Here is a 13,523-nt window from a genome sequence, read left to right as displayed (position 1 = left end):
GTCACGGCGGTCGCGCCGCTCGTCCCCCGGCGCTTGGCGCGCGAGGGTCGAAGCGGATTTGTCTCCGGCGACGCCATCGTTCGGAACCAACCCCAATGTCCCCTTCGCCTTCACAGGACCTCGCCCGCCGCCACGACCTCGACTGGATCAGGGGGGGCGCCTTATTCCTGCTGATTCTGTATCACGTGGGCATGTTCTACGTGCCCTGGGAGTGGCACGTGAAGTCGCCCCATCCGATCCCGGCCCTCGAGCCGGTGATGATGCTGACCAATCCCTGGCGGCTGACCCTGCTGTTCCTGGTCTCGGGGGCGGCGACGCGGTTCATGGCCGACAAGGTCAGCGCGGGAAAGCTGGCGGGCGCCCGCATCGCGCGGCTTCTGCCGCCGCTGCTGCTGGCCATGGCCGTGATCGTGCCGCCGCAGTCCTACTATCAGGTCGCCGAGTACGTGGCCGCGCACCCGCAGGCGCCGTTCGGCGTCGATCCGTGGCCGACTTTCTGGGGCAAGTACATGACGGCCTCGGGCGGCTGGTGCGGCGAGGACGGCGACTGCCTGATCACCCCGACCTGGAACCACATGTGGTTCGTCGCCTATCTGCTCGTCTACACGCTGGTCCTGGCCGCGCTGCTGGCCGTCGCGCGCCGGCTCGGCGGCAGGCTTCAGGCGGGCTTGGAGCGGGTGCTGGCGGGACCCTGGTTGCTGGTCCTGCCGGTCGTCTATCTGGCCGTGGCGCGCACCACGCTGATGCCGATCTTCGACATCACCCACGCCCTGGTCGACGACTGGTACAACCATGCCATCTCGTTCGCGGCCTTCCTGCTTGGCTTTGGCCTGGCCAAGTCGGCCGTGCTGCGCGAGCGGCTGATCGCCGCGCGCTGGCCGGCTCTCGTCCTGGCCCTCGCCGCCTACGCCGCCTTCGCGACCTATGCCTGGCAGTATCGAGACGTCATGCCGCCCCTGGCTTTGCGACGGCTGATGCACGGGGTCTACGCGGTCGACCAGTGGTGCGCGATCGCCGCGATCCTCGGGTTCGGGGCCAGGCATCTGAACAGGGGCGGCCCGGTGCTGCGTTACCTGACCGTGGGCGTCTTCCCGTTCTACATCGTCCATCAGACGGCAACGGTGGTTCTGGCGCACCATCTGGCCAGGCTGGGGCTGCCTCAGGGGCTGGAGGCGCTGATCCTGATCGCGGGAACCTTCGCCGCGTGCTTCGGAACCTACGAGATCGTCCGGCGCATTCCGGGCGTGCGGATCCTGTTCGGCCTGCGGGCTCAGCCCGCCGCCGAAGCCAGCCGTCCGCCGGCGTTCGCATAGGCCTGGGTTCCGCGGGTCAGCACCTGGTCGGCGCTCACGATCTCGGCGATGCCGATGTCGCCGGCGCCGGCCAGACGCTCGTACAGCGCCGAGAAGTCGCGCAGGGTGACCTCCTGCAGGGTCTGGATTGACGGGATGACGAAATAGACCTGCTGGAAGTCGTCGATGCGATAGGGCGTGCGCATCACCCGCTCCAGATCGAATCCGATCCGGTTGGGGGAGGGGTCTTCGAGGGCGAAGATCGACTCCGTCCGGGACGAGACGATCCCCGCGCCGTAGATGCGCAGGCCCGCCGGCGTCGCCATCAGTCCGAATTCGACGGTGTACCAGTACAGGCGGGCGAGGTTGGCCAGGCGGCCAAGGCCCAGCGCCCGCTGCCCGCCCTTGCCGTAGGCCTGCATGTAGTCGGCGAACACCGGGTCGGTCAGCATCGGCACGTGGCCGAACACGTCGTGGAAGACGTCCGGCTCCTGGAGATAGTCCAGTTCGTTCGGCTTGCGGATGAACTGGCCGGCCGGGAAGCGGCGGTTGGCCAGGTGGTCGAAGAACACGTCGTCGGGCACCAGGCCCGGCACGGCCACGACGCTCCAGCCGGTCAGGCGCTGGAGCTCGTCGTTGATCCGGTTGAAGTCGGGGATGCCCGTGCGGTGCAGGTCCAGCGCGTCGAGGCCGCGCAGGAACTCGTCGCAGGCGCGGTTCTGCAGAACCTTGGCCTGACGCTCGTAGAGGGTGATCCAGACGTCGTGTTCGGCCTGGCTATAGCTGTCCCAGCCCTGGTCGATCGTCCAATCGGGACGAACCCCTGGGGGCGGCCCGCCGCTGAAACCGTCTGCGCTCATGAAACGACGTTACGCCCGCCTCGCGGCAAGTTCCGTTCGATTTTTGCGCGCAATCACCAGGTCGCCGGTCAGACCTTGCCGTCAGTGCGAGATCCGGGGACGAAGCTTGTAGGCGCCGTGGTCGAAGGATTCGAAGATCAGCGCGGCTTGCGGATGATGTACCGGCTCGCCGGTGTCGTCTGCCAGCAGGTTCTGCTCGGAGACGTAGGCGACGTAGGTGTTGTCGTCGTTCTCGGCCAGGAGGTGATAAAACGGCTGGTCCTTGGACGGCCGGATGTCCTCGGGAATGGACTCCCACCACTCTTCCGTATTGGCGAACACCGGGTCGACGTCGAACACCACGCCCCGGAAGGGGAAGACGCGGTGTCTGACGACCTGGCCGATCGCGAATTTGGCGAGTCTCTCGTTCATGATGAAGATATTACGACGAGTCTCCTGACTGAATCCTGAACGTAGACGGCGTTCATTGTGAGGACGCGCCGCCTTCCGGTGCATCGACACGGTTGCTATGGTCGTCGGTGAAGTGAGGCGGTTCGTCACGAATCGCCTGCGAGACAGGTGAAAAGACCATGTCGGAGGCGCCGAGAGCGCCCGGCGGACCTCGTGGCCAGGGCGGTCAGGGCTCGCGCCGGTCTCCGGGCGAGCAGCCGTGCTACGCGGCGCTCGATCTCGGAACCAACAACTGCCGCCTCCTGGTGGCGACGCCTTCGCCGCGCGGCTTTCGCGTCATCGAGGCCTATTCCCGCATCGTCCGGCTGGGCGAGGGGCTGTCCCAGACCGGTCAGCTGTCCGACGCGGCGATGGAGCGGTCGATGGCCGCGCTCAAGGTCTGCGCCGAGAAGATCCGCCGCCGCAAGGCCGTCCGCGTGAAGGCCGTGGCGACGCAAGCCTGCCGCGGCGCCAGCAACGGCACGGAATTCGTCCGTCGCGTCGCCGAGGAGACGGGGCTTCGCCTGCAGATCATCACCCCGCGCGAGGAGGCCCAGCTTTCCGTCGCCGGCTGCATGAGCCTGTTCGATCGCGAGGCCGACGCGGCCCTGGTCGTCGACGTCGGCGGCGGCTCGACCGAGCTGTCCTGGGTCGATCTCAAGGGCGGCGGCCTGGACGCCAAGCCACGCCAGTTCGAGGCCTGGAAGCTGCCGATCCGAGCCTGGTTGTCCATTCCCATCGGGGTGGTCACCCTGGCCGAGCGCTTTCCCGAGGGCGAGCGGGCCGACGACGGCTGGTTCCGCGCCATGGTCGAGGAGGTGAAGTCGAAGATCTCGGCGTTCCCGCACGCCGCGCCGATGCGCAAGACCTTCGACGCCGGCCGGGCTCACATGGTCGGCACCTCGGGCGCGATCACCAGCCTGGCCGGCCTGCACCTGGGCCTGCCGCGCTACGACCGCAACGTGGTCGACGGCCTCTGGATGGAGCGCGCCGACTGCGAGGCCGCCGCCGGCCGCCTGCTGACACTGACCGCCAAGGAGCGCGCGCTGGAGCCGTGCATCGGCGCCGATCGCGCCGATCTGGTGCTGGCGGGCGCGGCCATTCTTCAAGCCGTTCAAGAGCTTTGGCCATGTTCGCGCGTGCGAGTCGCCGATCGAGGGCTTAGAGAGGGGCTCCTGATGTCTCTGATGTCGGATCGGCAGAAGCGCCCCCGCCGTCGGCGGCGCGGCGGGGCCGGTTCGTCCCAAACGGTGAACGCATGAACGACGAAATCCCCCGCCGCCGGATGGTCAAGCCGCCCACGGGCGGCAACGCGGACGGTCGCGCCAAGCCCGCGCGCCTGAAGACCGCCGATGGCCGCACGCCGTCGCAGCAGGCCTGGCTGGAGCGCCAGATCAACGACCCGTTCTCGGCCAAGGCCCGGGCGCTGGGCTATCGCAGCCGCGCGGCCTTCAAGATCAGCGAGATCGACGAGAAGTTCCGCTTCTTCAAGAAGGGCGCGCGGGTCATCGACCTTGGTTGCGCGCCCGGCGGCTGGCTGCAGATCGCCGTCGAGCGCGGCGTGACCCAGCTGGTGGGCGTCGACCTGCTGCACGTCGATCCGGTCGAGCCGGCCCACATCATCGAGATGGACTTCACCGACCCGGCCTGTCCGCCCAGGCTGATCGAGCTGCTGGGCGGGGCGCCCGACCTCGTGATGTCGGACATGGCGCCCAACACCGTCGGCCATCGCGAGACCGACCACCTGCGCATCGTGGGCCTGATCGAGATCGGCGCCGAGTTCGCCATCGAGACCCTGCGTCCCGGCGGCGCCTTCGTGGCAAAGGCCTTCCAGGGCGGCGAGACCGCCGAGGTCATCGCCCGCCTGAAGAAGCACTTCGAGAAGGTCCAGCACTTCAAGCCCAAGGCCAGCCGTCAGGACAGTTCCGAGGTCTTCCTCGTGGCCACGGGGTTCAAGGGGCGCTGAAGGCTGGGGCAGGCGCCGGCCGCCCGGTGTCCGCGACGAGCAGGGCGGGAGCTTCCCGCACGGGAGGTCCTGGCAAATCATCTCCATTCAGGCTCCGGGATGGGTCGACAAACGCCCGCCTCGCGACTATACGAGCGCCGCAAAATGGAGAATCCGATGGAGATTCGCGAAGGGCTCACCTTCGACGACGTTTTGCTCGAACCTGGTCCGTCCGACGTCATGCCGACGCAAGTGACGACCGAGACCAAGTTCACGCGTGAAATCAGTCTGAACATCCCGCTCGTGTCCGCCGCCATGGACACGGTCACCGAAAGCCGTCTCGCCATCGCCATGGCGCAGGCCGGCGGCCTGGGCATCCTGCACCGCAACCTCTCCAACGAGGAGCAGGCCGACCACGTCCGCGAGGTGAAGCGGTACGAGAGCGGCATGGTCATCAATCCGCTGACCATCCACCCCGACACCACCCTGGCCGAGGTCCGCGAGATCACGGCCCGTCGCAAGATCTCGGGCTTTCCGGTGGTCGAGCGCGACACGGGCAAGCTGGTCGGCATCCTGACCAACCGCGACATGCGCTTCGAGGGCGACGCCAACGTCCCGGCCTCGGCGCTGATGACCCGCGAGAACCTGATCACGGTCGGCGAGGGCGTGGATCATCGCGAGGCCCGCGAGCTTCTGCGCAAGCACAAGATCGAACGCCTGATCGTCGTGGACGAGGCCTACCGCGCGGTCGGCCTGATCACGGTGAAGGACATCGAGAAGGCCCAGGCTCACCCCTTGGCCGCCAAGGACGACAAGGGCCGCCTGCTGGTCGGCGCGGCCTCGACCGTCGGCGACGCCGGCTTCGAGCGCTCCATGGGCCTGGTCGACGCCGGCGTCGACGTCGTCGTCATCGACACTGCCCACGGCCACTCCAGCCAGGTCGCCGCCGCGGTCTCGCGCCTCAAGCGCGAAGCCAACCGCGTCCAGATCGTGGCCGGCAACATCGCCACCTACGACGCCGCCCGCGCTCTGATCGACGCCGGCGCCGACGCGGTGAAGGTGGGCATCGGCCCGGGCTCGATCTGCACCACCCGCATCGTCGCGGGCGTGGGCGTGCCGCAGCTGACCGCGATCATGGAAGCCGTCCGCGCCGGTCGCGAGAGCGGCGTGCCGGTGATCGCCGACGGCGGCATCAAGTTCTCGGGCGACCTGGCCAAGGCCATCGCCGCGGGCGCTTCGACCGCGATGATGGGCTCGATGTTCGCCGGCACCGAAGAGGCGCCGGGCGAGGTGTTCCTGTACCAGGGGCGCTCGTACAAGAGCTATCGCGGCATGGGTTCGGTGGGCGCCATGGCCCGCGGCTCGGCCGACCGCTACTTCCAGAAGGAAGTCACCGACAGCTTCAAGCTGGTGCCGGAAGGCATCGAGGGCCAGACCCCGTTCAAGGGTCCGATCGCCCCGGTGCTGCACCAGCTGGTCGGCGGCCTGCGGGCGGCCATGGGCTATGTCGGCGCGCCGACGATCCCCGAACTGCAGGAGCGCGCGCGCTTCGTGCGGATCACGGGCGCGGGCCTGCGTGAAAGCCACGTCCACGACGTGATGATCACGCGCGAGGCTCCGAACTATCCGAGCGCGGTCTAAGCCATGCAGATGGCCTTCGAGCTGAAGATGCTGGCGGCGGCGGTCGTCATCGGGCTGGTCCACCTGCTGTGGGCCAGCGCGGCGGCCCAGCCCCAGCGCGGCTTGAAGTGGAATGTCGGCTCGCGGGAGACGCCGGTCGTGCTGACCGGCATGGCCGGACGGCTCGAAAGGGCCTTCGCCAACTTCCGCGAGACCTTCGCGTTCTTCGTCGCCGCCGTGCTGGTCGCCTATCTGGGCGGCCGGCTCGGCGCGCTGACCGCGGCTGGAACCGCGCTCTATGTGGGCGCCCGGGCGGTCTATGTCCTTCTCTATGCGTTCGGCGTGCCGGTCGTCCGCAGCCTGGTCTGGGTCGCCTCCATGGCGGGCCTTGGCCTGGTCCTTCTGGCGTTGGTGATCTAGCTCAATGCGTGACGGAGGACGGGTTTCCGCGGCGATCGAGGTTCTGACCGAGATCGAGACGCGGCATTTCCCTGTGAAGATGGCGCTCAAGCGCTGGGGCGAGGCCGCGCGCTACGCCGGCTCCAAGGACCGGGCGTTCGTCTCGGGCCTGGTGCTCGACGCTTTGCGACGCAAGCGCTCGCTGGGCTGGATGATGGGCGACGCTTCGGCCCGAGGCGTGGTGCTGGGCGTCCTGGCCTTCACCTGGAAGTGGCCGGCCGAGCGTATCGCCGAGGCGGCTTCGGAAGAGCACGGCTTTGGCCCGCTGAGCGAGGCCGAACTGGCTCGTCTGAAGGATCCCGTCTCGCTGGACGGCGCGCCTGCCCCGGTGGCGGGCGACTATCCCGACTGGCTCGAACCCCACCTGGCCCGCGCCCTGGGCGCCGACCAGGCCGTCGAGATGGCGGCGCTGGCCGAGCGCGCGCCGGTCGACCTGCGCATCAACACCCTGAAGGCCGACGCCGAGCGCGGCGCCAAGGCCCTGGCGCCGATCAACGCCGTGCCGGCGGGGATCCTGCCCAACGCCTTCCGCATTCCCGCGCCGGCCGCCGCCGACCGCACCCCGTCCGTCGAGGCCGTGCCGGCCTTCTCCAAGGGCTGGTTCGAGGTCCAGGACCTGGGCTCGCAGATCGCCGCGGCCGTGGCCGGCGAGGTCAAGGGCAAGCAGGTGCTCGACTTCTGCGCCGGCGGGGGCGGCAAGACGCTCGCTCTTGCGGCCGCCATGGGCAACAGCGGCCAGATCTTCGCGCACGACGCCGACGCCCGGCGCTTGGCCGACACCATCCGTCGCGGCCAGAGGGCAGGGGTGCGCAACCTGCAGATCCGCTCGCCGATCGAGGCCCAGCCGTTGAAGGGCTTGGAAGCCAAGATCGACGTGGTTTTCGTCGACGCGCCCTGCACCGGCGCCGGCACCTGGCGCCGCCATCCCGACGCGAAATGGCGCCTGTCGCCCGACCAGCTGGCCAAGCGCCAGATCGAGCAGGACAGCGTCATGGAAGACGCCTCGACCTTCGTGAAGCCCGGCGGCCGCATGGTCTACGTGACCTGCTCGCTGCTGACCGAGGAGAACGAGGACCGCGTCGCGGCCTTCCTCGAGCGCCACCCCGAATTCACCGTCAGGCCGATCGCCCTGGACGGCGTCACCCACGTGACCCCGGAAGGCTATCTGCGCCTGACCCCGCACCGCGCCGGTACGGACGGCTTCTTCGCCGCCGTGCTCGAGCGCTCGACCTACGCGCCGTAATCGCCTGACCGACACACGCTGGAGACCCGCCCGATGACCACCGAAACCCACCACCAGCGCGTCCTGATCGTCGACTTCGGCAGCCAGGTGACCCAGCTGATCGCCCGCCGGGTGCGCGAGGCCGGCGTCTATTGCGAAATCCATCCGTTCGACAAGGCCGAAGCGCTGGTCGACGACTACAAGCCCTCGGCGATCATCCTGTCGGGCGGCCCGGCCAGCGTGCTTGAGGCCGAAAGCCCCCGCATCGGCCGCAAGCTGTTCGACCTGGGCCTGCCGATGCTGGCCATCTGCTACGGCCAGCAGCTGCTGTGCGACGTGCTGGGCGGCAAGGTCGAGGGCGGCCACGCCGGCGAGTTCGGCCGCGCCGAACTGACCATCGGCAAGCAGAGCCCGCTGTTCCAGGGCCTCGCCGGCGTCGGCGAGCTGGAAACCGTCTGGATGAGCCACGGCGACCGCGTCACCGCCATTCCCGAGGGGTTCGAGGTCATCGGCACCTCGACCGGCGCGCCGTTCGCGGCCATCGCCAATGACGACAAGAAGATCTACGCCGTCCAGTTCCACCCCGAGGTGTACCACACCGTCAACGGGACCCAGATCTACAAGAACTTCCTGGCCCTGGCCGGCCTGAAGGGCGACTGGACCATGGCCGCCTTCCGCCAGGAGATGGTTCAGAAGATCCGCGATCAGGTCGGCGACGGCAAGGTGATCTGCGGCCTGTCGGGCGGGGTCGACAGCTCGGTGGCCGCCGTGCTGATCCACGAGGCCATCGGCGACCAGCTGACCTGCGTGTTCGTCGACACCGGCCTGCTCCGCAAGAACGAGGCCGACCAGGTCGTCACCCTGTTCCGCGACCACTACAACATCCCGCTGGTCCACGTGGACGCCGGCGACCTGTTCCTGGGCGAACTGGCCGGCGTCTCCGACCCCGAGACCAAGCGCAAGACGATCGGCCGCCTGTTCATCGACGTCTTCGACAAGGAAGCCGCCAAGATCGACGGCGCCCAGTTCCTGGCCCAGGGCACGCTCTATCCCGACGTCGTCGAGAGCGTCTCGGCCCGCGGCGGCCCGTCGGCCGTGATCAAGAGCCACCACAACGTGGGCGGCCTGCCGGACTACATGAAGCTCAAGCTGGTCGAGCCGCTGCGCGAGCTCTTCAAGGATGAGGTCCGCGCCCTGGGCGTCGAGCTGGGCCTGGCCCCCGCCTTCGTCGGCCGCCACCCGTTCCCGGGTCCTGGCCTGGCCATTCGCATCCCGGGCGAGATCACGCCCGAGAAGGTCAAGGTCCTGCAGGACGCCGACGCCATCTACCTCGAGGAGATCCGCAACGCGGGCCTCTACGACAAGATCTGGCAGGCCTTCGCCGTGCTGCTGCCGGTCAAGACCGTGGGCGTCATGGGCGACGCCCGCACCTACGAGAACGTCCTGGCCCTGCGCGCGGTCACCTCGACCGACGGCATGACCGCCGACTTCTTCGAATTCCCCTGGGAAATCCTTGGCAAGACCGCCACCCGGATCATCAACGAGGTCCGCGGCGTCAATCGCGTCGTCTACGACGTGACCAGCAAGCCGCCCGGCACCATCGAGTGGGAATGATTCAGGCCCCTCCGGCGACGTTCGCGACCTATCGCGAATGTCGTCTAAGGTGTTGAAATAATTTGTGATTCTCGCCGCCAAGTATCGGCAACTATCGGTGAGCAGAATTTCAAATGTCGTCTAATTGACGGGCCGGAGCGCACCTTGCTCCTGCGCCGGGTCGGCTGGTACCGTCAGCTCACGTCGGGCCTGACGGTACTTTTTCCAGCAACAAGTTCCTGAAATCGCAAAAGAATTTCGCCACCGTGCCTCCCGAAATCGGGTGACGGTATAGCGGCGGCTTTTGCGCGCTTTCAGGGGTGCGGAGACCGTCCCCAATGCTAACCGACGCTGCTCTCAAGAGCCTGAAACCAAAGAGAAAACCCTATAAGGCGACCGACCGTGACGGTATGTACGTCGTGGTCTCACCAGCAGGGGGCATCACGTTCCGCCTCGACTACCGCCTGAACAATCGGCGTGAGACCCTGACCCTGGGTCGCTACGGGTCTGGCGGCATCAGCCTGCTCAAGGCGCGCGAGCTCGTCATGGAGGCCCGCCGACAGGTGCGGGAAGGGGTGTCTCCCGCCATGGAGAAGCAGCGCGCCAAAGCGAAGATCAAAGCCGCCAAGACGTTCGGCGAGTTTGGTCGCAAATGGCTCGAGGAGGGGAGGATGGCCGAAAGCACGCGCGCCATGCGGCGTAGCGTTTTCGAGCGCGACATCGTCAAGGCGTTCGAGAACCGGCTTCTGACCGAGGTCGAACCGCAGGACGTCCGGGCGCTTTGCCAGAAGGTGAAGGATCGAGGCGCGCCCGCGACGGCCGTGCATATCCGCGATCAGATCAACTTGATCTACGCCTTCGCCAGGCTCCACGGCGAGAAGGTAGAGAACCCCGCCAAGGAGGTTAACCCGTCGTCGATCTGGACGTTCACGCCGCGTGAGCGAGCGTTGTCGCCGCGAGAGATCCGACTGTTTTACACGCTCCTGGAGCAGGTCCCGACCCTGCCGACGATCCGGCTGGGCCTGAAGTTCATCCTTCTGACCATGGTCCGTAAGAGCGAACTCCAAGACGCGGTGTGGAGCGAGATCGACTTCGTCAACGCGGTTTGGCAGATTCCCAAGGAACGGATGAAGTGCGGGAGAGCCCACAACGTCTACCTGTCGACCCAGGCCCTCGACATCCTGATCGCGCTGAAGACCTGCTCGGGTGGGTCACGCTATGTCTTGCCGTCGCGCTACGACGCCAACGAGCCGATGTCGCGCGCGACCTTTAACCGGGTGACAATGTCTATCGCCGAGCGGGCCAAGGCCAACGACCTGGCTCTGCCTCCGTTCACGGTCCACGACCTCCGGCGGACCGGATCGACCCTCCTGAACGAAATCGGTTTCGATGAGGACTGGATCGAGCGCTGCCTGGCTCACGTCGATCGGCGGACCTCACGTCGGGTCTACAATGTCGCCGAGTACGCGACGCAGCGCCGCCATATGCTCCAGGAGTGGGCCGACATGATTGACGCCTGGGTTTCCGGGCAAAAGCACCTGCCGACGCTCAAGCCAACGGTTGAACACGGCATCACGTTGGATCCGGCGGTGTAGGCGGGCGCCGCCCTTCAGGCAGTTTGCAGGGCGCCAGCCAATTGGATGGCCAGCGCCATGCGGATTGGTCAGCCCGCGCCAGGCTATTGGGGAGGTCGGATGTCCGCTTTCGCAGCGGTCGCTATTTTCCGACTACCCCCGTTCTGGTCACCACAGACGGTGTCTATCGCGAGATCATCTCTTGAATCCGAGCGCCCAAGACGTCGACCGCAAAGGGCTTGGTCAGCACCGTCATGCCTGGAACGAGGCGGCCGTTGCCGACCAGGGCGTTCTCGGCATAGCCGGTTATGAAGAGGACCTTCAGGTCGGGACGCCGGGCGCGGGCGGCGTCGGCGAGCTGGCGACCGTTCATGCCGCCCGGCAGGCCAATGTCGGTCACCAGGAGGTCGATGCGCGCGTCCGATTGCAGAACCAGCAGGCCCGCCTTGGCGTCGGCGGCCTCGATCGAGGTGTAGCCCAGTTCGGCCAGGACGTCGGTGACCAGCATGCGCACGGTCGGCTCGTCGTCGACGACGAGCACGCACTCGCCATCCCCCGCGCGCTCGACCGGTCTTGTGATCGGCGCCTCGGCCTCGCCCATGTGGCGGGGCAGATAGATGGACATGGTCGTGCCGATGCCGACCTCGGAATAGATCCGCACCTGGCCATCGGACTGCTTGGCGAAGCCATAGATCATCGACAGACCTAGGCCTGTACCCTGGCCGAGCGGCTTGGTGGTGAAGAACGGATCGAAGGCCTTGGCGATCACGTCCGGGGTCATGCCCGTGCCGGTGTCGGTCACCGACATCGATACATATTGGCCAGGCGGCATATCGTGCGTCTTGGCGGCCGCGTCGTCGATCCAGCGGTTGGCAGTCTCGATGGTGATCCGGCCGCCATCGGGCATGGCGTCGCGAGCGTTGATGCAGAGGTTGAGGAGGGCGTTCTCGAGCTGCGGCGGATCGACCAGGGTCGTCCAGAGCCCTGCGGTTCCGACCGTCTCGATATGAATGGCCGGGCCGACCGTGCGACGGATCAGGTCTTCCATGCCGGCGATCAGCTGGTTGACGTCGGTCAGCTTGGGATCGAGCGTCTGTGGCGCGAGAAGGCCAGGAGGCGATGGGTCAGGGCCGCCGCGCGGCGGGTCGCGCCCTGAGCCGCGATCATGTAGCGATCGATTTCCGGGATCCGGCCCTGGACGATGCGGCTCTGCATCAGCTCCAGCGATCCGGAAACGCCGGCCAGCAGGTTGTTGAAGTCGTGGGCGAGCCCGCCGGTGAGCTGGCCGACCGCCTCCATCTTCTGCGCCTGGCGCAAGGCCTCTTCGGCGGCCATGAGTTCGCGGACCGCCGCGTCGACCCGCTGTTCGAGCTGGGCGTTGGCCTGCGCCAAGTCTCGTTGGGCGTTCATGCGGTCGGTGACATCGTAGCCGCCGACGAAGATGCCGGTGACCTGGCCGTCGTCGTCGCGCAGGGGCTCGTAGACCAGGTCAATGAACCGGTCTTCGGCGCCCGACTCGCGATCTAGTCGGATCGGCATCTCGCGCGCCGAGAAGGCGGTCCCGGACACATAGACCTCGTCGAGTAGCTCGTAGAAGCCCTGTCCGACCAGATCCGGGAACACTTCCCGCACCGAGTGGCCGATGAAGTCACGCTTGCCGGATATGTCTTCGTAGGCGTCGTTGACCCACTGGAAGCGGTGCTCAGGTCCTTCGAGGATCGCGGCGAAGCCGGGCATCTGCTGTAGCGAGCGGCGCTGCTGGGCGGCGATGCGGACGATCTCTTCCTGGCTTGCGCGCAGGTTGGCGTCGGCCAGGACCTTCTGGGTGGTCTCGTTGGTGAAGATAAAGAGACCGGCCGGACCGCCATTTTCGTCCAGGATCCGCGAATAGGAGAAGGTCCACCAGGTATCGGCCTGGCCGCGGTCGGTGGCGAGCTTCCACGGCAGGTCGTTGAAGCGATTGCTGCGGCCGGCCATGGCGTCTTCGACGATCGGCATCGCCTGGTCGAGCGCGTCGGCCCAGACCTCGTCGAACCGCGCGCCCATGGCCCAGTCGACTCGCGGTCCCAAGAGCGGGGTGTAGGTCTCGTTGAAGAAGAAGTGCAGATCCGGACCCCAGCACAGGATCATCGACTCCGGCGAATTGACCACCAGGCTGAGCGCTGTCTTGAGCCCTTGGGGCCAGTCTGCGGGCACACCGAGCGGATGGTTGCTCCAGTCGCGCGCCAGGATCAGGTCGGTGGCGCGGCCGCCGCCGGCGAGGAAGGGAGCAGGGTTGGGCGTCATCACTCGTACCTGGGGCGCTCCGATCGCGAAGGCTTTCGGGAGATCGGACGCTGATCGAACGCCGTACCGGAGCGCGCACCATCTCGCTCCGCTGTATGGTCAAGCTAGCCTCGTCCAGCGCCGATAGCCACGGTCCTTAGGTTGCCAGAGGCAAACCGGATCATGGCGCGTTGGCCTGCAGAGCAAGGATCCCCATCACAAACTTCCCACGGGTGCCTAACGCGAAGCTGAGCCATTCGGTTC

Annotated in this window: 12 protein-coding genes; 8 read left to right on the top strand and 4 right to left on the bottom strand. The window is 67.2% G+C overall.

Annotation, left to right across the window (positions count from 1 at the left end; genetic code table 11):
* The first annotated feature begins 95 nt into the window (after nt 1-95).
* Nucleotides 96-1,313: an acyltransferase family protein gene (locus C1707_RS19650; protein ID WP_101715633.1), complete on the top strand. Its 1,218-nt coding sequence runs from the start codon at nt 96-98 to the stop codon at nt 1,311-1,313.
* On the opposite strand, the gene phhA is transcribed toward C1707_RS19650, so the two are convergent.
* Together phhA and hspQ are read right to left on the bottom strand one after the other, a co-directional pair.
* Nucleotides 1,271-2,152, bottom strand: a complete 882-nt coding sequence (gene phhA / locus C1707_RS19645) for a phenylalanine 4-monooxygenase (protein WP_101715632.1) — start codon at nt 2,150-2,152, stop codon at nt 1,271-1,273. The two genes, C1707_RS19650 and phhA, sit on opposite strands and share 43 nt — an antisense overlap.
* A gap of 81 nt (nt 2,153-2,233) precedes the next feature.
* Entirely contained in the window at nt 2,234-2,563 is a 330-nt protein-coding gene (gene hspQ / locus C1707_RS19640) for a heat shock protein HspQ (RefSeq protein WP_101715631.1), read from the bottom strand.
* Nucleotides 2,564-2,721: 158 nt separating this feature from the next.
* On the opposite strand from hspQ, the gene C1707_RS19635 reads away from it, so the two are divergent.
* The 7 genes from C1707_RS19635 (at nt 2,722) to C1707_RS19605 (ending at nt 11,015) form a co-directional block, all read left to right on the top strand.
* Nucleotides 2,722-3,843: a Ppx/GppA phosphatase family protein gene (locus tag C1707_RS19635; RefSeq protein WP_101715630.1), complete on the top strand. Its 1,122-nt coding sequence runs from the start codon at nt 2,722-2,724 to the stop codon at nt 3,841-3,843.
* Nucleotides 3,840-4,547: an RlmE family RNA methyltransferase gene (locus tag C1707_RS19630; protein ID WP_164467412.1), complete on the top strand. Its 708-nt coding sequence runs from the start codon at nt 3,840-3,842 to the stop codon at nt 4,545-4,547. The genes C1707_RS19635 and C1707_RS19630 overlap by 4 nt, the downstream gene beginning before the upstream one ends.
* A gap of 156 nt (nt 4,548-4,703) precedes the next feature.
* Entirely contained in the window at nt 4,704-6,167 is a 1,464-nt protein-coding gene (gene guaB / locus C1707_RS19625; RefSeq protein WP_101715629.1) for an IMP dehydrogenase, read from the top strand.
* Between the two features lie 3 nt (nt 6,168-6,170).
* A complete protein-coding gene (locus C1707_RS19620; protein WP_101715628.1) occupies nt 6,171-6,566 on the top strand; it encodes an MAPEG family protein in 396 nt (131 codons plus the stop codon).
* A gap of 4 nt (nt 6,567-6,570) precedes the next feature.
* Entirely contained in the window at nt 6,571-7,848 is a 1,278-nt protein-coding gene (locus C1707_RS19615; RefSeq protein WP_101715627.1) for an RsmB/NOP family class I SAM-dependent RNA methyltransferase, read from the top strand.
* Between the two features lie 33 nt (nt 7,849-7,881).
* Nucleotides 7,882-9,441: a glutamine-hydrolyzing GMP synthase gene (gene guaA / locus C1707_RS19610; protein WP_101715626.1), complete on the top strand. Its 1,560-nt coding sequence runs from the start codon at nt 7,882-7,884 to the stop codon at nt 9,439-9,441.
* Between the two features lie 317 nt (nt 9,442-9,758).
* Nucleotides 9,759-11,015 (top strand): tyrosine-type recombinase/integrase, encoded by a 1,257-nt coding sequence (locus C1707_RS19605; protein ID WP_101715625.1) that lies wholly within the window; start codon nt 9,759-9,761, stop codon nt 11,013-11,015.
* 163 nt (nt 11,016-11,178) lie between these two features.
* On the opposite strand, the gene C1707_RS26840 is transcribed toward C1707_RS19605, so the two are convergent.
* Nucleotides 11,179-12,042 carry an ATP-binding protein gene (locus C1707_RS26840; RefSeq protein ID WP_240633752.1) on the bottom strand — a complete coding sequence of 288 codons (864 nt, stop codon included), beginning with the start codon at nt 12,040-12,042 and terminating at the stop codon, nt 11,179-11,181.
* Nucleotides 12,043-12,068: 26 nt separating this feature from the next.
* The gene (locus C1707_RS26835) at nt 12,069-13,280 is read right to left on the bottom strand and encodes a PAS domain-containing protein (protein WP_240633751.1); all 1,212 of its coding nucleotides are present in this window, start codon (nt 13,278-13,280) and stop codon (nt 12,069-12,071) included.
* Between the last annotated feature and the right edge of the window lie 243 nt (nt 13,281-13,523).

It is taken from the genome of Caulobacter flavus, from assembly GCF_003722335.1.
Lineage (GTDB): Bacteria > Pseudomonadota > Alphaproteobacteria > Caulobacterales > Caulobacteraceae > Caulobacter > Caulobacter flavus.
Note: the sequence above shows the minus strand (reverse complement) of the source record. Positions and strands in the feature narration are given on the sequence as shown.